This window comes from Nonomuraea sp. NPDC052265 (assembly GCF_044547985.1).
GTDB lineage: Bacteria > Actinomycetota > Actinomycetes > Streptosporangiales > Streptosporangiaceae > Nonomuraea.
Genome location: NZ_JBIUBJ010000014.1, coordinates 158,480 through 178,595, shown reverse-complemented (window position 1 = coordinate 178,595; position 20,116 = coordinate 158,480). Strand labels below are relative to the sequence as shown.

Below are 20,116 nucleotides of genomic sequence, written 5' to 3'. Positions count from 1 at the left end.
CCCGGTGGGACCGGCCGAGGGGGGCGGTCAGGTCCCGCCGGGGTGGCGGGCCAGGTGGTCGGCCTGGCGCACGGGCTCGGGCAGGCGGTAGCGGGGGGTGAGCAGCAGGGTCTGGGACGTGGCGGTGTCCAGGCCGATGCGGTGTCCCTGGGAGACGAAGACCGGTTTGGTGTCCCGCCGCGTGCGCAGCGCCCGGCCCACCGTGACGCCTTCGTGGACGATCGGCGTCCAGTCCCCGCGCTCCCGGCCGGGGGGCTCGTACGCGCCCACGAACGGCGTCTTGGCCACGCCGAGCGCGGGCAGGCCGGTCAGCACGCCGAGGTGGCAGGCCAGGCCGAAGCCACGCGGGTGCGCCAGGCCGTGGCCGTCGCAGACCAGCAGGTCGGGGGTGACGGCGAGGCGTTCGAGCGCCTCGACCAGGGTGGGCAGCTCGCGGAAGGCGAACAGGCCGGGCACGTACGGGAAGGCCGCCTTGCCGTGGGCCACCGCCCGCTCGACCGGTTCCAGGGTCGCCGCGTCCAGGACGACCGCCGCCGCCGTCACGTCGTCGTCGCCGTGGTAGTGCACGTCGAGCCCGGCCACCAGGGTGAACTCCGTGGGTCCGGAGAGCTCGACGCGTCCGCGCAGCCGGTCCTGGACGGCCTCGGCCCCGGCGGCGTCGTCCGGCCAGGGGTGAAGTCTGTTTACCCGCACCCCGCCTAAGTTAGGGCCTTTCGTCCCCGGCCGTGGCGCTCACGCTCGCGAGGCGGGCGTACCGGCGCTGACGATCTTGGCGAAGCGCAGGGCCACCTCGCGCCAGACCGGCGTGGAGACGGGCTCGTCGGCCACCGCACCGGCGTGGACCTCCTCGGGGTCGAAGCCGTCGGGCGTCCACTCGCGTACGCGCGCGGGCAGCACCTCGGGATGGAACTGCACCCCCCACGCCCGCTCGCCGACCCGGAACGCCTGGTAGGGGCAGGCCCGCGTCTCGGCCAGCCACACCGCGCCGGCGGGCAGCCGGGTGACGGCGTCCTTGTGGTGCTCGATCGCGGGCACCACCGGCGGCAGCCCCTGGAACAGCGGGTCGCCGGCCGCCTCGGGCCGGATGGTGACCGGCAGGCTGCCGTTCTCCGGCGCGCCGGTGTCGCCGGTCACCTCGCCGCCGGCCACCTCGGCGAGCATCTGGCCGCCCAGGCAGATGCCGAACAGCGGCACGCCCTCGTCCAGCGCCTGGCCCACCAGGCGGCGGGCGCCGGCCAGCCACGGGGCCCGGTCGTCCTCGGAGGGCAGGTAACCGCCGCCGAGCATGATCATGGCGTCGTGCCGGTCCAGCCGCTCGGGCAGCGGCGCGCCCTCGTGGGCGAGCACCACGTCGAGCCGCAGCCCGGCCTCCTCCAGCCAGCCGCCGAGCCGGCTCGGGCCGCCGCTCCTGCTGTTCTGCACGATCAGGACGTCACCCATCGCGGGTCTCCACTCTCAGATGTCTTCGGATCTCAGGTTCAGGGCAGGTTCGCCGCTCGGGCGGCGTGGCGCAGCAGCAGCGCGGTGGTCACCGGGCCGACGCCGCCGGGCACCGGGGTCAGCGCGCCCGCCACCTCCGAGACCGCCGCGAAGTCGACGTCACCGGTGAGCCCGCCGTCGTCGGTGGGGTTGGTGCCCACGTCGATCACCACAGCGCCCGGCGCGACGTGCCCGGCGCCGATCAGCCCGGCGCGGCCGACGGCGGCCACGAGCACCTCGGCCCCGGCGGTGACCGAGGCCAGGCCGCGGGTGCGCGAATGGCAGACGGTGACCGTGGCGTGCCGGTCGAGCAGCAGGTGGGCCAGCGGCTTGCCGACCACGGTCGAGCGGCCGACGACCACCGCCCGCCGCCCTTCGAGCGGCACCTCGTAGTGGTCGAGCAGGGCCATGACGGCCGCCGCGGTGGCGGGCGGGAACGCGGGCAGCCCGGCGGCCAGGCGGCCGAGCGAGAGCGGGTTCGCGCCGTCGACGTCCTTGCGCGGGTCGATGGCGGTGGCCAGTTCCTGAGCCGAGGCCCCGGCGGGCAGCGGCGTCTGGAGCATGACCCCGTGGACGGCGTCGTCGGCGCTGAGCCCGGCCAGCGTCTCATGGATCTTGCCGGGGTCCGCGCCGGCTCCCAGGTCGACGATGTCGCAGGCGACGCCGACGCCCGCGGCGGCCTTGGCGATCGAGCGGACGTACCACAGGCCGGCCTCGTCGGCCGTGGCCACCACGACGGCCAGCCTGGGTTGCGGCCCGGAGGCCGCCTCGGCCTGCGTCTGGGCCTTGATCGCGGTGGCCAGGTCGCGGCCGGTCAGCGTCCTCATCGGGTGATCTCCTCGCGCACCTCGGCGGTGATCCGGTCGGCCCCGGCGACGGCCGCGTCGACCCCGGCCAGGCGGGCGGCCAGCTCCTCGCGGGCCCGCTCGTCCTTGATGCCGCGCAGGTTGACCTCGACGTTCACCCGGGCGGTGGTGAGCGCGGCGCGGGCGGCGTCGGCGGCGGCGGCGACGTCGGTGACCACGTTGCGGTTGCCGATCGGCAGCAGCAGCCCGCAGAGCTCGACCAGCCGCGTGGCGGTCTCCACCACCCGGGCCGGGGGCTCGGCCGCGCCGGCCAGGGCGCGGGCGATGGTGACAGTGCGCTCCTCGCCCTTGGGCAGCCGGTAGGCGTCGGAGACGGCGGTGAAGGCGGCCGCGTCCTCCTCGGCCAGCCGCAGCGCCCCGGCGCGCAGGGCGTCGGTCTCGCCGATCACCGCGTCGACGGTCTCGGCGTGCTCGGCGTACCGCTCGCCGGTGGTGTAGCGGGCCACCATGCCGAGCAGCGCCGCGGACTGCGCCGCGTGCAACGCGGCGGTGGCCCCGCCGCCGGGGGCGGGTACCTTGTCGGCCAGCTCGGCCAGGAAGTCGACGATCTTCGAGTCGCGCATGGCCGCATTCTGCCAGGCCCGGTACGCCTCACTCGCGGTGCATCGGCCTGGTGACGTCGTGGGCCATGCCCGGCGGCAGGTACGGCGACCCGGACGCCCCGTAGTCGGAGGTGTAGGCCGACGGCCGCTCCAGCGACCGCCACCGCGACGGGAAGAGCGACACGACCAGCAGGGCCACGCCGAGGAACAGCATGACCCCCGTGTACAGGGCGGTCTGCATCCCCGCTCCCAGGCTCCCGGTGACCAGCCCGTCGGGGATCACCCTGATGCCGCCGCCCAGCTCCACCGCGGGCACCAGGCCGAGCGCGGTGAAGGCGAGCCCGCCGAGGAGGGAGGCGATGGGGGACAGGCGCGAGCCGGCCAGGAACGCCAGACCGGCCCCGGCCGCCGCGACCACGCCGAGCCCCGGCCAGGAGACGGTGTATCTCGTGGCCATGGTGAGGCCGATCTCGCCGATGCCGTACATGAGGCAGCCGGCGATCAGCGGAGGAAGGAGCAGCCCCGCGACCACTCCCAGAACATGACGGGCACCGTTGGACATGATTAACCCCGTTTGTTCGGCTTGCCCATCAACCTACCGTGATCGCATGATCAGTGCTTGATGGTGTACTTGTCGCCGTACACCTTCCAGGTCAGCGGCGGCTTGAGGTCGAGGTTGCCCTTCCTGAGGAACACGCGCTGCATGGTGTCGACGCGGGTGGTGTCGTCGTGGGCGTCCTCGGCCTTCATCGCCGCCTTCCTGGCGTCGAGGAACGCGTTGAGGTAGGCGACCTCGTCGCCGCCGCGGGCGGGGGAGGCGGCCTTGGCCAGGGCGGCCTTCCTGATGCCGCCGAAGCTCAGCTTGTCCGCGCCGGGGCCGTGCATGACCATGGCGTCGTAGTAGGCGAACTGGCCCAGCGCGCGCAGACCGTCCTTCTTGGCCCGGCGGACGGCCGGGTCGAAGTAGACCCGGTCACGCTCGTGGTTCTGGGCCCGTCGGAAGACGGGGTCGGCGGCGGCCTTCTTCCAGTCCCTGACGAACGGCTTCCCGAGGCCCTTGTGGGAGTCGGTGCCGTTGACCTTGCGCAGCGCGGGCAGGTATTTGGCCAGCACGTTCGCGGGCTTGCGCCTGGTGTAGAGCTCGACCAGCTCCAGCATGTCGCCGGTGCCGGAGCAGAAGCCGATGATGCCCGCGGTGTAGCCCCGTTCGTCCTTGATGTCCTCGATGTAGCCGTACTGGGCCTTCCAGTCCAGTGAGGAGTTCTCCGCGCTGGACACCAGCCGCATGGCGATGTCCTTCTTGTGCGGATTGTTGAGGTCCGCCGGGGAGACGCCGGTCAGGACGAGGGACAGCGAAAGGAACGTAGCGGTCAGCACCGCTGCAAACTAGCGCAGCGGGCGCAAAGCCGCGAGCTGCTCCTCGAACGGGACGACCTCGTCCTCGTCCCCGGCCTGCCGCGGAGCCCGGCCCGCCAGCAGGCCGGCCAGCTCCCCGGCGGCCCGGTCGATGCGCTCGCCGAGCCCGTCGGTGAAGGCGTCCCCGCCGCCGCCCCAGTCCTCCGAGGCGGCGTAGACGGCGGTCGGCACGACGACGGCCCGCAGGTAGGCGAACAGCGGGCGCAGCGCGTGCTCCAGCACGAGCGAGTGCCGGGGCGTGCCGCCCGTGGCCGCGACGAGTACGGGCGTGCCCGCCAGGGCCGTGTTGTCGAGCACGTCGAAGAACGACTTGAACAGGCCGCTGTAGGAGCCGCTGAAGGTCGGCGTGACCGCGATGAGCCCGTCGGCCTCCGTCACGGCCTCGATCACCTCGCGCAGCCGGGCGCCGGGGAAGCCGGTCACCAGGTTGTTGGCGATGTCCACGGCCAGGTCGCGCAGCTCGACCACGCGCACCCCGGCCGCGCCCACCAGCCGCCGCCGGGTGGCCTCGGCCAGGCGGTCGGCGAGCAGGCGGGTGGAGGAGGGCTGGGTCAGACCGGCCGTGACGACGACGAGCTTCATGGGGGGATCTTCCTTCCTGGAGGGTCAGACCTCGACGGCCTGGGACGTACGGGCCTGGAGCAGCGAGGCGTGCGTCGGCGCGTCGGGGACGTCGGCCGGGCGGTCCTTGGCGAGCTCCTTGCGCAGCACCGGCACGACCTCCTCGCCCAGGATGTCGAGCTGCTCCAGCACGGTCTTCAGCGGCAGGCCGGCGTGGTCCATGAGGAACAGCTGGCGCTGGTAGTCGCCGAAGAACTCGCGGAACTCCAGCGTGCGGTCGATGACCTGCTGCGGGCTGCCCACGGTGAGCGGGGTCTCGGCGGTGAACTCCTCCAGCGACGGCCCGTGGCCGTACACGGGGGCGTTGTCGAAGTAGGGGCGGAACTCGCGGACCGCGTCCTGGGAGTTCTTGCGCATGAACACCTGGCCGCCCAGGCCGACGATCGCCTGCTCGGGCGTGCCGTGCCCGTAGTGGGCGTACCGCCGGCGGTAGAGGTTGATCAGGCGGATGAAGTGCTCCTTGGGCCAGAAGATGTTGTTGGCGAAGAAGCCGTCACCGTAGTACGCGGCCTGCTCGGCGATCTCCGGGCTGCGGATCGAGCCGTGCCACACGAACGGCGGCACCCCGTCGAGCGGGCGCGGCGTGCTGGTGAACCCCTGCAGCGGGGTACGGAAGCGGCCCTCCCAGTCCACGACGTCCTCGCGCCAGAGCTGGTGCAGCAGCGCGTAGTTCTCGACGGCCAGCGGGATGCCCTGGCGGATGTCCTGCCCGAACCACGGGTAGACCGGTCCGGTGTTGCCGCGGCCCAGCATGACGTCCACCCGGCCGTCGGCCAGGTGCTGCAGCATGGCGAAGTCCTCGGCGATCTTGACCGGGTCGTTGGTGGTGATCAACGTCGTGGCGGTGGACAGGATCAGCCGCTCGGTCCTGGCCGCGATGTAGCCGAGCATGGTGGTCGGCGAGGACGGCACGAACGGCGGGTTGTGGTGCTCGCCCGTCGCGAACACGTCGAGGCCGACCTCCTCGGCCTTGAGCGCGATCGCCACCATCGCCTTGATCCGCTCGTGCTCGGTCGGGGTCCTGCCGGTGGTGGGGTCGGTGGTCACGTCGCCCACGCTGAAGATTCCGAACTGCACTTTAGTCACCATCCATGACTGTTGAATCTTTGACAGGTATCGTAGCGTCCGGCCGCGTGCGGTTATTCCATCATCCCCGTCAGGCGCCCGCACGGGCGCGGAAGGCCGCCGCCTTGGCCCGGTTGCCGCAGCCGCGCATGTCGCACCAGCGGCGGGTGCGGCGGTGGGAGGCGTCGACGTACAGGCGGGTGCAGGGGTCGGCCTCGCACTCGCGGATCAGCTCCGCCCGCGGGCCGCCGAGCAGCTCGATCGCCGCCCGCGCCGTCGTGGACAGCGCGCCGGTCAGGCCGCCGCCGCGCCGCAGGCCGCGCTCGCCGAGCACGACGTCCGCGGGCGCGTGCCGGGCGGCTCGTTGATCAGGTCGCGGTCGGCCCTGCCGTACGGGCTGCCCTCGCGGGCGGCCGTGGCCAGCCGGTAGAGCGCCTCGCGCAGGGCCGCCACCCGCGCCAGGTCGTCGTCGCCGGTCTCGGGCGGCTCGTCGAGGAGCCCGGCGGCGACCGTCCAGCGGGCCAGGTCGGCGGGGGTGGCCCTGCTGGCCGCGTGCCTGCTGGCCGTGCCGCTGATGCCGGGCGCCGCCGTCACAAGGCGTTGATGGCGGCCGGGCCGAGGACGTGTTCGGGGGCGCCGCGCTCGGCCACGGTGATCATCGCCTGGCCGATGCGCTCGGTCGTCGTCACCTGCGCCGGGAACAGCCGCCGCAGCAGCGGGTAGAGCGGCGCGGAGACGACGTAGGCCAGCCGGTACCAGCGGGTGCGCGAGGTGACGCCGTGCATCGGCTGGATGTAGCCGGGGCGGAACATGTAGGCGTGGAACGGCAGCGCGAGCAGCGCGTTCTCGGTCGCGCCCTTCACCCTGGCCCACATCGCGCGGCCCTGCTCGTCGGTGCCGGCGCCCGAGACGTAGACGAAGGTCGAGGACGGGCTGAGCCGGGCCAGCGTCGTGCCGGCCGCCAGGGTGTAGTCGTAGGTGACCCGCCGGTAGTCCCGCTCGCTCATGCCCGCCGAGGACACGCCGAGGCAGAAGAAGCACGCGTCGTAGCCGGACAGCTCGTCCTCGATGGGCGACAGGTCCGCCAGGTCGGCGTGGACGATCTCGCGCAGCTTGCCGTGGACGATCCCCGTGGGCGACCGGCCGACCGTCAGCACGGCCGTCACGCGCTCGTCGAGCAGGCACTCCCTGAGCACGCCGCGCCCGACCATGCCGGTCGCCCCGAAGATGATCACTCTCATGGTTCAGCCAGATCCCACCCGCCGCGCCGCCGCAGCACCCCCAGATAGTACGCCGCCGACAGCACCGCGATCCCGGCCGTGACGTACAGGCTGGGCCGGCCGATCACCGGGTCCAGCGCGTTGAGGTAGATCACGTACGCCAGCGCGGCCAGCGCCAGCACCGGCGCGAGCGGGAACCACGGCATCCGGTACGCCGCGTGGCCGGTCGTGCCGTTGCGCCGCCCGGCCAGCGCGCCCAGGCACAGCGCCGCGTACACGGCGACGATCGAGGTGCCGGTCACCACCAGCAGGAACCGCTCGTCGATGAAGCAGCAGGCCGCGCTGACCACGCCGGTCAGCACCGTGGCCACCCACGGCGAGCCGTACCGGGCATGGATGGACGACAGCAGGCGGCTGGCCGGCGCCGGCCAGGCGCGGTCCCGTCCGGTGCTGAACAGCATGCGCGAGGTGATGAGGATGATGGCCAGCACGGCGTTGAGTATGGCCAGCGCGACGGCCAGGGAGATCACCGTGTTGGCCACGGACCCGGCGCGGGCGGTGACGAAGTACTGCATCATGTTCTCCGCGCCGAACAGGCCCTCCAGCGACGGCGCGCCCACCAGCACCGCCGTCACCGGCACCAGCTCGGCCGCCACGGTGACGCCCAGCGCCCACAGCACGGTCCTCGCGATGCTCTTCGGCGCGTCGTGGACCTCCTCGCCGAAGTAGACCGCCGAGCCGTACCCGTTGTAGGAGAAGATCGCCACGGCGGTCGCGGCGCCGATCAGCCCGAGCGAGGCGGGCACCAGCGCGCCGCCGTCCCCGGCGACCACGGGATGGGCGATCAGCTCGATCGGCGACCGCTGCGGCCGGAACAGGCCGAGCGCGGACACGACCACCAGCGCGATCATCTCGATGGCCAGGAACACCCCGGTCACCCAGGCGTTCAGCTTGATGTCGAAGACCGCGACGACCGTGGTGAGCAGGCAGGTCACGGCCGCCACCAGCGGCCCGTCCAGGCCCGGGAAGACGACCGACAGGTACGCGCCCACGCCCAGCGCGATGACCGCGATGATGAGCAGCTGCGTGATGAGGATCAGCCCGAGCACCACGAACCCGGGCAGCCGGCCGAGCGTCCGGGCGGTGATGGCGTACTCGCCGCCGGTGAGCGGGAACGCCGAGCCCAGCTCGGCGTAGACGAAGGCCATGAACACGCCCACGACGGCGCCGGCCAGGTAGCTGAGGATCGCGCCGCTGCCGGCCTGGGAGATCACGCCGGGGGCGATGATGAAGACCGAGGACGCGGGGGTGATGGCGGACAGGGTGAGGAGGAGGGTGCCGAGGAGCTTCAGTCCCCGGTGCAGGTGTGGATGGGCGGCCGTTGTTGCCACGACGCCTCCTTGGGGGGTTCCTTGAGCGAGTATCAAAGAACTATCGGGGGCGTACGTCAAGGAGCGCTTGCGTTTTTTGAAGGGCCTATGAAGAATCGCGGCCATGGCGCGACCCAGCCGGGCCCGGGAGAAGCGGGCCGAACTCGTCACCGCCGCCCGCCGGGCGGTGCTCGAACGCGGCATCCTCGACCTGCGGCTGCGCGACGTCGCCGAGGTCGCCGGCATGTCGGCCGGCTCCGTGCTCTACTACTTCCCGAGCATGGCCGACCTGCTGCAGGAGGTGCAGCGCGAGGCGGTCGACCGGTTCTGCGCCGCCCGCGAGGCCGCCGCCGCGCGCGAGCCCGACCTGCGGCGGCGCCTGGTCATCACCATCGGCAGCGGCCTGCCCGCCGGTCCGCGCGACGAACTGTGCGTGCTGCTGTACGAGCTGGGGGCGTACGCCCGGCGCGACCCGGCGTACGCGGCCCAGCACATCAGGCTGTACGAGCGGCAGGTGGCCCTGTACGCCGCGATCCTGGAGGCGGGCTCGGCGACCGGGGTCTTCACGTTGACGCGGGACGCCATGACGATCGCCCGGAACCTGGTGGCGCTGGAGGACGGGCTGGGGCTGCATCTGGTGGACGCGGTGCAGCCGTTCGACACGGCCACGGCCCGCCACCTCCTCCTCTCCTACGCCACCGACACCACCCAATGCGCCCTCCCCGCCCCGCCCGCCTCTCCGCCGGGGCCATGCGTTGACCGGTGAGCATCTCGGTTCGCTGCGGTCCCAGAAGCAGCGTCATGGCCGCTCGCGGAACCACGCCGCATCGCGCGCCGTTCCAGGCGCCGCCGAGCAGCCCGAGGGAACATTCGTCCAATCCTTCGGCGCATGTCGGCCGCGACAGTAGGCCCATGACCAGTTCCGACGGCAACAACACCGCCAGCACGAACCTCTCCCTGGACGACGGCGACCTCCACGTGTGCCAGGACGGCCCCCGCGATGCCCCCGCCCTCCTCCTCATCCACGGTTCCGCGTCCTCGGTCCGTTCCTGGGACCAGTTGGTCCCCCTGCTCACGGGCTCCCACCACGTCATCCGCATCGACCTGCTCGGCCACGGCCGCTCCGCCAAACCGGACGACCGTGGCTACACCACCCCGGATCAGGCCCGCCGGGTCGGCGAGGCGCTCGACCGGATCGGCGTCCAGCGGGCCGTGGTCGCGGGCCACTCCAGCGGCGGCGCGGTCGCCACCGCCCTCGCCGAACAGCGTCCCGAGCTGGTGGCCGCGCTCGTCCTCATCAACACCGGCCCCAGCCTGGACGCCTTCATCGCCCCGGCGTCGGCCGCGATCGCCCCCTCACAGTGGCCGCCGACCGACGAACAGCTCCGCCGGTTCGCGAGCGCCGGCTTCAGCCGCCCTGGCTACGAGCTCCCCGACGAGCTCCTGGACGAGGTGCGCTGCATGACCCTCCACACGCTCGCCGCGACCATGCAGGGCACCCGCGACTACCTGGGAGAACGGCCGCTCCCGGACCGGCTGGCGCCCCTCGGCAAGCCGCTGCTGGTGATCTTCGGCGAGGACGACCGCAGATGGCGTTCCTCGTCCTCCGCCGACTACCGCATCGTGCCGGGCGCGGAGGTCGAGCTGCTGCCCGGTCTCGGCCACACCCCCATCCTGGAGGACCCCGAGCAGACCGCCATCCCGCTCCTGGCCTTCACCGCAACCCACGCCGAGCGGCCACACTGAAGCAACCGCACCAACGCGGACGCAGGCGCACTGAACAACCCCGCCGCGAAGCCGTTCCCCGGGTCACCGCCTCGATGCAAAACCGAAGGGACGTCTCGGCGGGCTCACTGGGCCGTGCGCCAGCTCTGCTCCTCCACCAGCTCCTCGCTCCGCCAGCCGCCGGAGGTGCGACGCATCCGGTGGTGGTACCACCCGCCGCCGTGCACGAACCCCTTGGCGTCGGACGTGGCCATGTCCCGGGTGGGGGCGAGGGTGTCGGTGAACGGCGCGCTCACCCGCGCCTGGTCGCCGGTGAGGACGATCCGCGCGGCGCCGATCAGGTGCAGGCGTCCCGGCCAGTTCGGCAGCACCTCGGCGAGCCAGCTCTTGACCTCCGCCAGGCCGCCCCTGATCCCGCCCGCGGACCGGTAGTCGATGACCGCGTCGGGGCTGAAGACCTGGTCGAGCAGGTCCCACTCACCGGAGTCGATGGCCCGCGAGTATCGGGCCAGCAGGTCGGCGATCTCCAGGCGGTCGGCGATTTCCAGGGCGTCCATACCCTGATCGAACCAAACGCTTGCTACCAACACCAGACCCGCCACCCGGGAACGGCCGGAAACGCATCAGCCAGGCCGGCGAACCGCCGACCTGGCTGATGAGTGATGGTGGACGATACTGGGATTGAACCAGTGACCTCTTCCGTGTCAGGGAAGCGCTCTCCCGCTGAGCTAATCGTCCTTGCAGAGGTGGCGACGGGATTTGAACCCGTGTGGAAGGCTTTGCAGGCCGCTGCCTCGCCTCTCGGCCACGCCACCGAGCCGGAAGCCCCGAGCGGAAGACGGGATTCGAACCCGCGACCCTCACCTTGGCAAGGTGATGCTCTACCACTGAGCCACTTCCGCGTGCGCCCCGCTCGTGCCGGGCGACGAGAGAACTCTAGCGAATCCTCGCCGAGTCCCCAAACCGGAGCACTTCCGCGCAGGTCGTCCTAGGCGTGGCCGCCGTTGACGGTCACGCGCTGGCCGGTGACGAACGCGCCGCCGTCCGAGGCCAGGAAGGAGACCGTGGCGGCCACGTCGGCCGGCGTGCCCATGCGGCCGAGCGGCACCTCGGCCAGGTAGTCGGCCTCGTCCACGCCCGCGTGCCGCTCCACCGGGATCCAGCCGGGCGCGACGACGTTCACCGTGATCCCGTACGGGCCGAGCTCGCGGGCCCAGGTCTGGGTCATGGCGTGCTGGGCGGCCTTCGCGGCGATGTAGGCGGACATGCCGGGCAGTACGGCCTGAACCAGCAGCGTGGGGCTCTTGACGAAGAACAGGAGCTGGTCGAGGTGGTCCTGCCAGGTCAGCTCCTCGACCGCCACCGGCGGCTGCGGCCCGGTCGCGTTCACCACCAGCACCTCCGACGGCCCGAGGCGGGTCGCGGCGCGGGCGACCAGGTCGGCGGTCTGGCCCTCGTCGGTCACGTCCCCGGCGAACGCCTCCGCCGCGCCGCCCTCGGCCTGGATCTCGGCCACCACCTTCTCCGCGCCCGCGCGGTCGGAACGGTAGTTGACGGCGACGGCCAGACCGTCGGCGGCCAGCCTGCGCGCGATCACGGCTCCCAGGCCGCGTGGCCGCTCCGGTTCAGCGGCCCAGTTGCATGCCCGCCGGATGCGGCCCCTCCGTCTCCAGCCGGTACTCCCGCCCCGACACCCCCCGGTTGTCGTCGATGACCTGCTCCGACGGCGGCTTCTCCCCGCCCATGACCGCCTCCTGCATCCGCGAGAAGCGCTCGTGGGCCTCCTGCACGTACCCGGTGCCCAGGGTGGTGCAGTCGATCTGGGTGGCCAGCAGCTCCCGCAGGTACGCCTTGTTCGGCTCGAACGTCACCGGCGGCGGCAGCTCGGGAGCCAGCACCTGGTCGGGTTCGCGCCCGTCGAACCGCTTGAACAGCTCGCAGGCCAGCCGCAGGTGCTCGATCTCCATGTTCAGGTGCAGCTCCCAGATGGCCTTCACCCTGGGGTCGGACTCGGTCTCCATGAACGAGTGGTACAGGTAGCACTCGTTGTACTCGTGGTTGAGCAGCATCTCCCACCAGCTCTCGCCCGGGTCGACCAGCGACTCGTAGTGGGTGACGTGCTCCTCCTCCACCATGCCGATCTCCTGGTAGAGCCGGCGCGCGATCGGCTCCATGGCCAGCGGCCCGACGTTCATGTAGAAGTTCATGGTCTGCTGCTCGGCGGCCATGACGGTCAGGGCGTGCAGCTTGGACAGCGGCTCGGTGCGGTGCCGGTCGTACGGCTCGCGCACGTTGTCGACCGGGTCGCGGTGGTGCAGGTACGTCGGGCGCCCCGGCATCACCTCGGTGACCCCGTCCACGATCTTCTCGGCCTTGCGGTGCTCGATCATCTCGTAGAGGTTGGCGTAGCGGTAGAGGTGGTCGAAGTCCTCCAGCACGCCGAACTGGTACGCCTGCGTCAGGTACGGGTCCGGCTCCATCCGGGCCACCCACGCCGTCAGGTCCACGGCGACCTGCTCGTACGCGATGGTGGTCTCCAGCACCGACGAGACGCCGGGCAGCAGCCAGTTGACCGCCTTCTGCTGCTGCGCCTCGATGTAGCGCACGCGGGCGAGCTGCCGCTTGAGCTCCGGGTCGGTGCAGTGGCGGGCGAGCTGGTGGCTGAACAGGATCGCCTCGGTCTCGATGCCGTTCATCGTGATGATCCGGCACCGGGTGTAGGGATCGGCGTGGTCGGGATCGATGGGCGGGACGTCGAGCTCCCGCCAGTTGCGCAACTGCTCGTCCAGCGGGATGCCCCGCTCCTGGAGTGGGTCGAAGGCCATGTCGCTGCGCCTACCCGCGCCCTGGTGGGGCAACCTCCGCGTTGTGTCGCCGAACGACCCGCGTTCGGTAAGGAGGCGCGTGCCCGACCGGCGCCCGGGTAGGCCGCTGGACGTGGCTGAACACGATGTCATCGACGTGCTGATGGCCCAGCACGGCCAGATCAGGGACCTGTTCGACGAGGTGGAGCAGGCGCCGCCGGAACGGGTGGGGGAGGCGTTCGAACGGCTGACGCGCCTGCTGGCGGTGCACGAGACCGCCGAGGAGGAGATCGTCCACCCGTACGCGCGCAGGAAGGTGGACGGCGGTCCCGGCGTGGTGGCCGACCGGCTGACCGAGGAGAACCGGGCCAAGCACCTGCTCGTCGAGATCGACCGGGCGGGCGTGGACCATCCGGCGTTCTGGGAGAAACTGGCCGAGCTGCGTACGGCGGTCACCGCGCACGCCCGCAGCGAGGAGCGCTACGAGTTCGCCCAGCTCCGCCACCACACCTCCGTCGTGGAACGCCGGGCCATGGCGGCGGCGGTGCGGGCGGCCGAGGCGGTCGGGCCGCTGCGACCGCGTCCCGGCGTGGAGTCGGCGACCAAGAACGTGCTGGTGGGCACGCCTCTCGCGCTGATGGACCGGGCCCGTGAGATCATCAGGAAGGCTCTGGGGGACCGCGGCTGACACTTCGTTCCAGGGCGAAATGTCGGTGTATTAGCGTCGTGAGCATGGAGTACATCGCTCGCGACGCCGACATCGCGCCCGTGGCCGGGCTGATCGCCGACCCCACCAGGGCCGCCATGCTCACGGCGCTGCTCGGCGGCCGGGCACTGGCCGCCGGCGAGCTGGCCAGGGTCGCCGGGGTGAGCGCTGCCACGGCCAGCGCCCATCTGGCCCGGCTGCTCGACGGGAGCCTGGTCGACGTCGTCCGGCAGGGCCGCCATCGCTACTACCGGCTGGCCGGGCACGAGATCGCCGAGGTGCTGGAGACGCTGGCCAGGGTGAGCGCCCGTCCGCCGGTGCGCTCCCTGCGGCAGTCCCGGCAGGCGCGCCTGCTGGAGGAGGCCCGCACCTGCTACGACCACCTGGCCGGACGCGCCGGCGTCGCCCTGCTCGACCGGCTCAGGGAGGGCGGCCACTACGACCGCCAGGACCTCACCCCGGACGGCGAGCGGCTGCTCATGGGCCTGGGGGTGGACGTCGAGGGTGCCCGCAGGGCCAGGCGGCGCTTCGCCCCGGAATGCCTCGACTGGACCGAACGCCGGTCGCACCTCGGCGGCGCCCTGGGGGCCGCGATCACCGACGTCCTGCTGGAACGCGGCTGGTACCGGCGCGGATCGGTGCCCCGCGCGGTGGTCCTCACCGACGAGGGGAGGGAAGGGCTGGCGGCGATCTTCCCGAGTAAGGAGCTAACATCGGGTACGCCGGTTACCTAAGTGAGAGAGACGATCATGCGCGACAACGGAGTCGTGAACGTCGGCCCCGAGCCTTTGAGCTTCGACGACGTCATCAGGGTGGCCCGCCACGGCGCCCCCGTGCAGCTCACCGACGACGCGGTGGCCGCCATGGCGGCCGCCCGCCAGCGGGTGGACGAACTTGCCGAGAGCCCCGTACCCGCCTATGGCGTCTCCACCGGGTTCGGCGCACTGGCCACCCGCCACATCGACCCCGCGCTGCGCGCCCAGCTCCAGCGCTCGCTGGTGCGCTCGCACGCGGCGGGCAGCGGCCCCGAGGTGGAGACCGAGGTGGTGCGCGCGCTCATGCTGCTGCGCCTGCACACCCTGGCCACCGGTCACACCGGCATCAGGCCGGGCACCGCCAAGACCCTGGCCGCGCTGCTGACCACCGGCATCACGCCGGTCGTGCACGAGTACGGCAGCCTCGGCTGCTCCGGCGACCTCGCGCCGCTGGCCCACGTGGCGCTGACGCTGATGGGCGAGGGCGTCGTCCGCGACGCCGCCGGGGAGCTCCGGCCGGCCGGGGACGCGCTCAAGCAGGCCGGCATCGAGCCGGTCGAGCTGGCCGCCAAGGAGGGCCTGGCCCTGATCAACGGCACCGACGGCATGCTGGGCATGCTCATCCTGGCCATCTCCGACCTCACCAGGCTGGTCAGGACCGCCGACATCAGCGCGGCGATGAGCGTGGAGGCGCTGCTCGGCACCGACCGCGTCTTCATGCCGGAGCTCCAGGCGCTGCGCCCGCACCCGGGCCTGGCCAGGTCGGCCGCCAACATGACCAAGGTCCTCGCCGGCTCCGGCATCATGGCCAGCCACCGCGACCCGCAGGCGTGCACCCGCGTCCAGGACGCGTACTCGCTGCGCTGCGCCCCGCAGGTCGCCGGCGCCGCCCGTGACACGATCGCGCACGCCGCCACCGTGGCCGGCTGGGAGCTGGCCAGCGCCGTGGACAACCCGGCCGTGCTCGACGACGGCCGGGTGGAGTCCAACGGCAACTTCCACGGCGCGCCCGTGGGCTACGTGCTCGACTTCCTCGCCGTCGTGGCCGCCGACCTGGCCTCGATGTCCGAACGTCGCACCGACCGCTTCCTCGACGTGGCGCGCAACCACGGCCTGCCCGCGTTCCTGGCCGACGACCCCGGCGTGGACTCCGGCCACATGATCGCCCAGTACACCCAGGCCGCGATCGTCTCGGAGCTGAAGCGGCTGGCCGTGCCCGCCAGCGTCGACTCGATCCCCAGCTCGGCCATGCAGGAGGACCACGTCTCCATGGGCTGGTCGGCCGCGCGCAAGCTGCGCAGGTCGGTCGACGGGCTGACGAGGGTGCTGGCCGTCGAGGTGCTCACCGCGGCCCGCGCGCTCGACCTGCGCGCCCCCCTGGAGCCCGCGCCGGCGACCGCGGCCGTGGTCAGGGCGCTGCGCGAGAACGTGCCCGCGCCGGGCCCCGACCGCTTCCTCGCGCCGGAGATCGAATCCGCCGTGCGGCTGGTGGCCGAGGGCGGCGTCGTGGCCGCGGCGGAGTCGGTCACCGGGCCGCTCGACTAGCCCGTCCTGCTCATCGGGGGAGGGCGACGATCAGGTCCATCTCCATCACGAGCCCCGGCCGGAACAGCTTCGACACCTCGACGGTCGTGCTGGCCGGGGGAGTGCCGGTGACGTACCGGGTGCGCACGTCCCTGAGCTGGAGGATGTCGTCCATGTCCGTCAGGTACGTCCGGATGAAGGCGACGTCCTGCCAGGTCGCGCCCTGGTCGGCCAGGATGCGGGTGGTGACCGCGAAGATGTGCTCGGCCTGGTCCTTCAGCGAGCCGGGGGCGACCACCTTCCCCTGCTCGTCGAAGGCGGCCTGGCCGGAGACGTAGAGCATGTCGCCGACCCGCACCGCGTGCGAGTACGCGCCGTTCGTGGCCGGGATCGTGGACAGGTTCAGCGGCACAGTGCGGCCGGCGGGGGTGCGGCCGGCGGGGGCGCCGCCGACGTGCTCGGCGACCGCCGTCAGGTCGCGGTCGCCCAGCCCGGCCGCCCGCGCGTGCTGAAGGCGTTGCCGCGCGGCCGTGGCCATCGACGCGCCCTCCCACGCTGCCAGCTCCAGGTCCTTGGCGGCCAGGCCGAGCGAGTACCGGGTCTCGGTGGCGGGCGTGCGCAGCCGTTCGGCGATCTGGCCGAGCGGCGTGCCCGCCAGCACGTCGAGCAGCACGTCCCGGTCCACGCCGTGCGCCGCCCCGTACGCCAGCGTCTCGGCGACCAGCACCTGCGCCGGCACGATCGCGCTCATGACGGCGATCTTCATCGCCGCGCCGGAACCCAGCGGCCCGGTCTCGCGCACACCGCCGAGCACCGACAGCACCTCGCGGCAGCCCGAGACGTCGCCACCGGCCAGCACCACCAGCGAGCCGTCCGCCGCCGGGCCCACACTGCCCAGCACCGGCGCGTCCACCAGCCCGACCGACGCGGGCAGCAGCGCGCGCAGCTCGCGCACCGCCTCCGGGCCGATCGTGGACATCTCCACCACCGTCGCGCCGGGCCGCAGGCCGGGCAGCGCGGCCGTCAGCACCTCGCGCACCGCCGCCGGATCGCTGAGCATGGTGATCACCAGCTCGGCGCCGTCCACCGCCTCAGCGACCGTCACCCCGCTCCCGCGCCGCCACGTCGTCACCTTGTGCCCGGCCTCCACGAGTCGCCGAGCCATGGGGACGCCCATGCGTCCCTGTCCAAGAAATGCAATCACGGGCACAGTCAACAGGGATGCGAGGTATTCCACCACCGACTAGATTGCATGGCAGCCATGCCTGACACGAATGCCTTCGATCTCCAAGCCCTCCGCCTCTTCGACGAGGTGGCCACAAGCGGGTCCTTCACCGCCGCCGCCGAGCTGCTCGGCTACACCCAGTCGGCGGTCTCCCGGCGCATCGCCGCGCTGGAACGGGCCGGCGGCGGCCCGCTGTTCGAACGCCTCCCGCGCGGCGTGCGCCTGACCCCCGCCGGCACGGCCCTGCACCGGCACGCCGTCGCCGTGCTCGACCGGCTGGCCCGCGCCGGCGAGGAACTGGCCGCCATCCACGGCGGGCGCGGCGGCACATTGCGCGTGGGCGCGTTCGCCACCGCCAACGTCGACCTCATGCCGTACACGCTGAAGCGGTTCATGGCCGCGCATCCCGGCATCGAGCTGCGGCTGACGGAGGGGCTGACCGCGCGGCTCGTGGAACGCCTGCACGCCGGGGCGCTCGACGTGGCCGTGATCAGCGACTACCCGGCCGGGCTGCCCGCCGATGGCGCCCGGCTCGTACGGCTGCGCGAGGACCGGCTGTTCGTCGCGCTGCCCGCCGGCCACCGGCTGGCCGCCGATCCCGACGTGGACCTGCGCGACCTGGCGGAGGAGAGCTGGATCGAGGCCGCGCCGCGCGGGCAGCCCACGCCGCTGGTGGCCGCGTGCGCCGCCGCCGGGTTCACGCCGCGTGGCGGGCTGCGGGTGGCCGAATGGTCGGGGAAGTTCGGGTTCGTCGCCGCCGGGTTCGGCGTGACGCTGGTGCCCGAGCTGGCCGCGCGGGCGGTCCCGCCGAACCTCGTGCTCAAACCGCTGCGCGGCGCCACCCCCGTCCGTACGGTGTACGCGGCCCTTCCCGAGATTCCCTTGCCCGCCGCGCTGGAACTGGTCGAAATGCTGGGACAATGGGAGATGTGTACGACGGTTTCGCCCACTTAAACGGCCATCTCGCCACCGGACTCCGGGACGTGACGACCGACCTCGCCGCGCTCGACGGCGAGGGCTGGTGGGCCGTCGTCGCCGATTACGAGGGCAAGGTGACCTGCGCCCGCTTCGACCGCGTGCGCCCGTCCGCCCTGCCCGCACCCAGGGGCCCTTGGCACGGTCCACATCCCGGTCAGTGGCGTACCTCGCTCGACCGCGCCGCCTACGAACGCGGCGTGCGCGCGATCCGCGACCACATCGAGCGGGGCGAGGTCTACCAGGCCAACCTCTGCCGCGTCCTGTCCGCCCCCGTCCCGCCCGGCGCCGACCCGCTGGCGCTGGCCGCCCGGCTGGCCGAGGGCAACCCGGCCCCGTACGCCGCCGTCATCGACGTGCCGGGGCTGAGCGTGGTGTCGGCCTCGCCCGAGTTGTACCTGTCGCGCGAAGGCGACGTCGTGGAGTCCGGCCCCATCAAGGGCACCGGCGTCACCGCCGCCGACCTGCTGGAGAAGGACTACGCCGAGAACGTCATGATCGTCGACCTGGTCCGCAACGACCTGGGCAGGGTCGCGGCGGTCGGCTCGGTGGAGGTGCCCTCTCTGTGCGCGGTCGAGGAGCATCCCGGTCTCGTCCACCTCGTCTCCACCGTGCGGGCCAGGCTCGCGCCCGGAGTGGGCTGGCCGGAGCTGTTCGCCGCCACATTCCCGCCCGGATCTGTCACGGGCGCGCCCAAGTCGTCCGCTCTGCGCATCATCAATGAGCTCGAACCGGTACCCCGGGGGCCCTACTGTGGTGCCGTGGGCTGGGTCGACGCCGACCGGGGCAGGGCGGCGCTGGCCGTGGGCATCAGAACATTCTGGATCTCAGCAGGCGAGATCCGCTTCGGCACCGGCGCGGGCATCACGTGGGGCAGCGACCCCGCGCGTGAGTGGTCCGAGACCGAGCTGAAGGCATCCAGGCTCATCTCACTCGCATCTTCAGGAGGAAACCGATGAACATCCCTGTCTGGGTCAACGGGGAGCTGATCGACCCCGCGCAGGCCACCGTCTCCGTGTTCGACCACGGGCTCATGGTCGGCGACGGCGTCTTCGAGACGATCAAGATCGTCGACGGCGAGTCGTTCGCGCTCACCCGCCACCTCGACCGGCTCACGCTCTCGGCCCGGCGCATGGACCTGCCCGACCCCGACGTCGAGGCCATCGCCGAAGGCGTCGGCAAGCTCCTGGCGGCCGCCCCCGCCTGGCCGCTCGGCCGCGTCCGCATCACCTACACCAGCGGCCCGGGCCCGCTCGGCTCCGACCGCGGGAACCAGGGCACCACCTCGATCGTCATCGTCGACGAGCAGAAGCCGTTCCCCGCGACCGCGAACGTGGCCGTCGTCCCCTGGCCGCGCAACGAGCGCGGCGCGCTGTCCGGCGTCAAGAGCACCTCCTACGGCGACAACGCCAAGGCCCTGCTGCACGCCAAGAACCAGGGCGCCGGCGAGGCGATCTTCGGCAACCTCGCGGGCAACCTGTGCGAGGGCACCGGCTCCAACATCTTCATCGTCCGCGACGGCCGCCTGATCACCCCCACGCTCGACTCCGGCTGCCTGGCCGGCGTCACCCGCGCGCTGGTGCTCGAATGGTGCGGCGGCGAGGAGGCCGACGTCCCGCTGCAGGCCCTGTACGAGGCCGAGGAGGCGTTCCTCACCTCCACCACCCGCGACATCCAGCCGATCGGGCTCGTCGACCGGACCGAGCTGCCCGCCGCGCCCGGCCCGATCACCGCCAAGGCGATGCGGATCTTCGCCGAGCGCGCCGCCGCCGACCTCAACCCCTGACCCGCCGGCCACAGGGCCCCGCCTCCCGGCGGGGCCC

24 protein-coding genes and 3 tRNA genes are annotated in these 20,116 nt (G+C 72.6%); 8 read left to right on the top strand and 19 right to left on the bottom strand.

Features of this window, described 5'->3' with window-relative positions; genetic code table 11:
* Positions 1-27: 27 nt before the first annotated feature.
* The 12 genes from ACIHAD_RS33495 to ACIHAD_RS33440 all read right to left on the bottom strand — a co-directional run bounded on the left by ACIHAD_RS33495 (position 28) and on the right by ACIHAD_RS33440 (position 8,600).
* Positions 28-693: an endonuclease V gene (locus ACIHAD_RS33495; protein WP_397358697.1), complete on the bottom strand. Its 666-nt coding sequence runs from the start codon at positions 691-693 to the stop codon at positions 28-30.
* 39 nt (positions 694-732) lie between these two features.
* Positions 733-1,440, bottom strand: a complete 708-nt coding sequence (locus tag ACIHAD_RS33490; RefSeq protein WP_397358696.1) for a type 1 glutamine amidotransferase — start codon at positions 1,438-1,440, stop codon at positions 733-735.
* 38 nt (positions 1,441-1,478) lie between these two features.
* Complete coding sequence (locus ACIHAD_RS33485; RefSeq protein WP_397358695.1) at positions 1,479-2,306, bottom strand: bifunctional 5,10-methylenetetrahydrofolate dehydrogenase/5,10-methenyltetrahydrofolate cyclohydrolase; 828 nt, start codon at positions 2,304-2,306, stop codon at positions 1,479-1,481.
* Positions 2,303-2,908 (bottom strand): cyclodeaminase/cyclohydrolase family protein, encoded by a 606-nt coding sequence (locus ACIHAD_RS33480; RefSeq protein ID WP_397358694.1) that lies wholly within the window; start codon positions 2,906-2,908, stop codon positions 2,303-2,305. Before ACIHAD_RS33480 ends, ACIHAD_RS33485 begins: the two co-directional genes overlap by 4 nt.
* Before the next feature lie 28 nt (positions 2,909-2,936).
* Positions 2,937-3,449: a hypothetical protein gene (locus ACIHAD_RS33475; protein ID WP_397358693.1), complete on the bottom strand. Its 513-nt coding sequence runs from the start codon at positions 3,447-3,449 to the stop codon at positions 2,937-2,939.
* A 50-nt stretch (positions 3,450-3,499) separates the two neighbouring features.
* Positions 3,500-4,264, bottom strand: coding sequence for a chitosanase (locus ACIHAD_RS33470; protein ID WP_397358692.1), 765 nt, complete (start codon positions 4,262-4,264; stop codon positions 3,500-3,502).
* Positions 4,265-4,273: 9 nt separating this feature from the next.
* Positions 4,274-4,885 (bottom strand): FMN reductase, encoded by a 612-nt coding sequence (locus ACIHAD_RS33465; protein ID WP_397358691.1) that lies wholly within the window; start codon positions 4,883-4,885, stop codon positions 4,274-4,276.
* 24 nt (positions 4,886-4,909) lie between these two features.
* Positions 4,910-6,001 (bottom strand): LLM class flavin-dependent oxidoreductase, encoded by a 1,092-nt coding sequence (locus ACIHAD_RS33460; protein WP_397358690.1) that lies wholly within the window; start codon positions 5,999-6,001, stop codon positions 4,910-4,912.
* A gap of 79 nt (positions 6,002-6,080) precedes the next feature.
* Positions 6,081-6,323, bottom strand: a complete 243-nt coding sequence (locus tag ACIHAD_RS33455) for a CGNR zinc finger domain-containing protein (protein WP_397358689.1) — start codon at positions 6,321-6,323, stop codon at positions 6,081-6,083.
* Positions 6,284-6,583, bottom strand: a complete 300-nt coding sequence (locus ACIHAD_RS33450; protein ID WP_397358687.1) for an ABATE domain-containing protein — start codon at positions 6,581-6,583, stop codon at positions 6,284-6,286. The genes ACIHAD_RS33455 and ACIHAD_RS33450 overlap by 40 nt, the downstream gene beginning before the upstream one ends.
* Positions 6,580-7,230, bottom strand: coding sequence for an NAD-dependent epimerase/dehydratase family protein (locus tag ACIHAD_RS33445; protein ID WP_397358686.1), 651 nt, complete (start codon positions 7,228-7,230; stop codon positions 6,580-6,582). Before ACIHAD_RS33445 ends, ACIHAD_RS33450 begins: the two co-directional genes overlap by 4 nt.
* Complete coding sequence (locus ACIHAD_RS33440; RefSeq protein ID WP_397358685.1) at positions 7,227-8,600, bottom strand: APC family permease; 1,374 nt, start codon at positions 8,598-8,600, stop codon at positions 7,227-7,229. Before ACIHAD_RS33440 ends, ACIHAD_RS33445 begins: the two co-directional genes overlap by 4 nt.
* A 103-nt stretch (positions 8,601-8,703) precedes the next feature.
* Between ACIHAD_RS33440 and ACIHAD_RS33435 the strand changes: the two genes are divergently transcribed.
* The gene (locus tag ACIHAD_RS33435) at positions 8,704-9,345 is read left to right on the top strand and encodes a TetR/AcrR family transcriptional regulator (RefSeq protein WP_397358684.1); all 642 of its coding nucleotides are present in this window, start codon (positions 8,704-8,706) and stop codon (positions 9,343-9,345) included.
* A gap of 146 nt (positions 9,346-9,491) precedes the next feature.
* Positions 9,492-10,325, top strand: coding sequence for an alpha/beta fold hydrolase (locus ACIHAD_RS33430; RefSeq protein ID WP_397358683.1), 834 nt, complete (start codon positions 9,492-9,494; stop codon positions 10,323-10,325).
* A gap of 104 nt (positions 10,326-10,429) precedes the next feature.
* Here ACIHAD_RS33430 and ACIHAD_RS33425 read toward each other — a convergent pair whose 3' ends face one another.
* From ACIHAD_RS33425 to ACIHAD_RS33400, 6 genes are all read right to left on the bottom strand, one after another.
* Positions 10,430-10,861 carry a nuclear transport factor 2 family protein gene (locus tag ACIHAD_RS33425; protein ID WP_397358682.1) on the bottom strand — a complete coding sequence of 144 codons (432 nt, stop codon included), beginning with the start codon at positions 10,859-10,861 and terminating at the stop codon, positions 10,430-10,432.
* A 106-nt stretch (positions 10,862-10,967) separates the two neighbouring features.
* Positions 10,968-11,042: transfer RNA gene (locus ACIHAD_RS33420), tRNA-Val, on the bottom strand.
* Between the two features lie 6 nt (positions 11,043-11,048).
* Positions 11,049-11,119: transfer RNA gene (locus tag ACIHAD_RS33415), tRNA-Cys, on the bottom strand.
* Positions 11,120-11,134: 15 nt separating this feature from the next.
* Positions 11,135-11,206 (bottom strand) — tRNA-Gly (locus ACIHAD_RS33410).
* 86 nt (positions 11,207-11,292) lie between these two features.
* The gene (locus ACIHAD_RS33405; protein WP_397358771.1) at positions 11,293-11,958 is read right to left on the bottom strand and encodes an SDR family oxidoreductase; all 666 of its coding nucleotides are present in this window, start codon (positions 11,956-11,958) and stop codon (positions 11,293-11,295) included.
* Positions 11,930-13,129 carry a hypothetical protein gene (locus tag ACIHAD_RS33400; RefSeq protein WP_397358681.1) on the bottom strand — a complete coding sequence of 400 codons (1,200 nt, stop codon included), beginning with the start codon at positions 13,127-13,129 and terminating at the stop codon, positions 11,930-11,932. The genes ACIHAD_RS33405 and ACIHAD_RS33400 overlap by 29 nt, the downstream gene beginning before the upstream one ends.
* Positions 13,130-13,241: 112 nt before the next feature.
* On the opposite strand from ACIHAD_RS33400, the gene ACIHAD_RS33395 reads away from it, so the two are divergent.
* Genes ACIHAD_RS33395 through hutH form a run of 3 tightly spaced genes read left to right on the top strand, consistent with a single transcriptional unit; the run spans position 13,242 to position 16,114 of the window.
* Positions 13,242-13,796, top strand: coding sequence for a hemerythrin domain-containing protein (locus ACIHAD_RS33395; RefSeq protein WP_397358680.1), 555 nt, complete (start codon positions 13,242-13,244; stop codon positions 13,794-13,796).
* Between the two features lie 44 nt (positions 13,797-13,840).
* Positions 13,841-14,548: an ArsR/SmtB family transcription factor gene (locus ACIHAD_RS33390; protein ID WP_397358679.1), complete on the top strand. Its 708-nt coding sequence runs from the start codon at positions 13,841-13,843 to the stop codon at positions 14,546-14,548.
* A 15-nt stretch (positions 14,549-14,563) separates the two neighbouring features.
* Positions 14,564-16,114: a histidine ammonia-lyase gene (gene hutH / locus ACIHAD_RS33385; protein WP_397358678.1), complete on the top strand. Its 1,551-nt coding sequence runs from the start codon at positions 14,564-14,566 to the stop codon at positions 16,112-16,114.
* A 10-nt stretch (positions 16,115-16,124) separates the two neighbouring features.
* Here hutH and ACIHAD_RS33380 read toward each other — a convergent pair whose 3' ends face one another.
* Positions 16,125-17,297 (bottom strand): Rid family hydrolase, encoded by a 1,173-nt coding sequence (locus ACIHAD_RS33380; RefSeq protein WP_397358677.1) that lies wholly within the window; start codon positions 17,295-17,297, stop codon positions 16,125-16,127.
* A 57-nt stretch (positions 17,298-17,354) separates the two neighbouring features.
* Between ACIHAD_RS33380 and ACIHAD_RS33375 the strand changes: the two genes are divergently transcribed.
* The 3 genes from ACIHAD_RS33375 to ACIHAD_RS33365 are packed head-to-tail and all read left to right on the top strand — an operon-like array spanning position 17,355 to position 20,079.
* Positions 17,355-18,272, top strand: a complete 918-nt coding sequence (locus ACIHAD_RS33375; protein WP_397358676.1) for a LysR family transcriptional regulator — start codon at positions 17,355-17,357, stop codon at positions 18,270-18,272.
* 29 nt (positions 18,273-18,301) lie between these two features.
* Positions 18,302-19,252 carry a chorismate-binding protein gene (locus ACIHAD_RS33370; protein ID WP_397358675.1) on the top strand — a complete coding sequence of 317 codons (951 nt, stop codon included), beginning with the start codon at positions 18,302-18,304 and terminating at the stop codon, positions 19,250-19,252.
* The gene (locus ACIHAD_RS33365) at positions 19,249-20,079 is read left to right on the top strand and encodes an aminotransferase class IV (RefSeq protein WP_397358674.1); all 831 of its coding nucleotides are present in this window, start codon (positions 19,249-19,251) and stop codon (positions 20,077-20,079) included. Before ACIHAD_RS33370 ends, ACIHAD_RS33365 begins: the two co-directional genes overlap by 4 nt.
* Positions 20,080-20,116: the final 37 nt, after the last annotated feature.

Bases quoted from the DNA above. Each gene is read 5' to 3' on its own strand.
- ACIHAD_RS33435 (WP_397358684.1), top strand. From the start codon at position 8,704: ATGGCGCGACCCAGCCGGGCCCGGGAGAAGCGGGCCGAACTCGTCACC.
- ACIHAD_RS33475 (WP_397358693.1), bottom strand. From the start codon at position 3,449: ATGTCCAACGGTGCCCGTCATGTTCTGGGAGTGGTCGCGGGGCTGCTC.
- ACIHAD_RS33490 (WP_397358696.1), bottom strand. From the start codon at position 1,440: ATGGGTGACGTCCTGATCGTGCAGAACAGCAGGAGCGGCGGCCCGAGC.
- ACIHAD_RS33480 (WP_397358694.1), bottom strand. From the start codon at position 2,908: ATGCGCGACTCGAAGATCGTCGACTTCCTGGCCGAGCTGGCCGACAAG.
- hutH (WP_397358678.1), top strand. From the start codon at position 14,564: ATGCGCGACAACGGAGTCGTGAACGTCGGCCCCGAGCCTTTGAGCTTC.
- ACIHAD_RS33365 (WP_397358674.1), top strand. From the start codon at position 19,249: ATGAACATCCCTGTCTGGGTCAACGGGGAGCTGATCGACCCCGCGCAG.
- ACIHAD_RS33445 (WP_397358686.1), bottom strand. From the start codon at position 7,230: ATGAGAGTGATCATCTTCGGGGCGACCGGCATGGTCGGGCGCGGCGTG.
- ACIHAD_RS33485 (WP_397358695.1), bottom strand. From the start codon at position 2,306: ATGAGGACGCTGACCGGCCGCGACCTGGCCACCGCGATCAAGGCCCAG.
- ACIHAD_RS33465 (WP_397358691.1), bottom strand. From the start codon at position 4,885: ATGAAGCTCGTCGTCGTCACGGCCGGTCTGACCCAGCCCTCCTCCACC.
- ACIHAD_RS33375 (WP_397358676.1), top strand. From the start codon at position 17,355: ATGCCTGACACGAATGCCTTCGATCTCCAAGCCCTCCGCCTCTTCGAC.
- ACIHAD_RS33390 (WP_397358679.1), top strand. From the start codon at position 13,841: ATGGAGTACATCGCTCGCGACGCCGACATCGCGCCCGTGGCCGGGCTG.
- ACIHAD_RS33425 (WP_397358682.1), bottom strand. From the start codon at position 10,861: ATGGACGCCCTGGAAATCGCCGACCGCCTGGAGATCGCCGACCTGCTG.
- ACIHAD_RS33430 (WP_397358683.1), top strand. From the start codon at position 9,492: ATGACCAGTTCCGACGGCAACAACACCGCCAGCACGAACCTCTCCCTG.
- ACIHAD_RS33400 (WP_397358681.1), bottom strand. From the start codon at position 13,129: ATGGCCTTCGACCCACTCCAGGAGCGGGGCATCCCGCTGGACGAGCAG.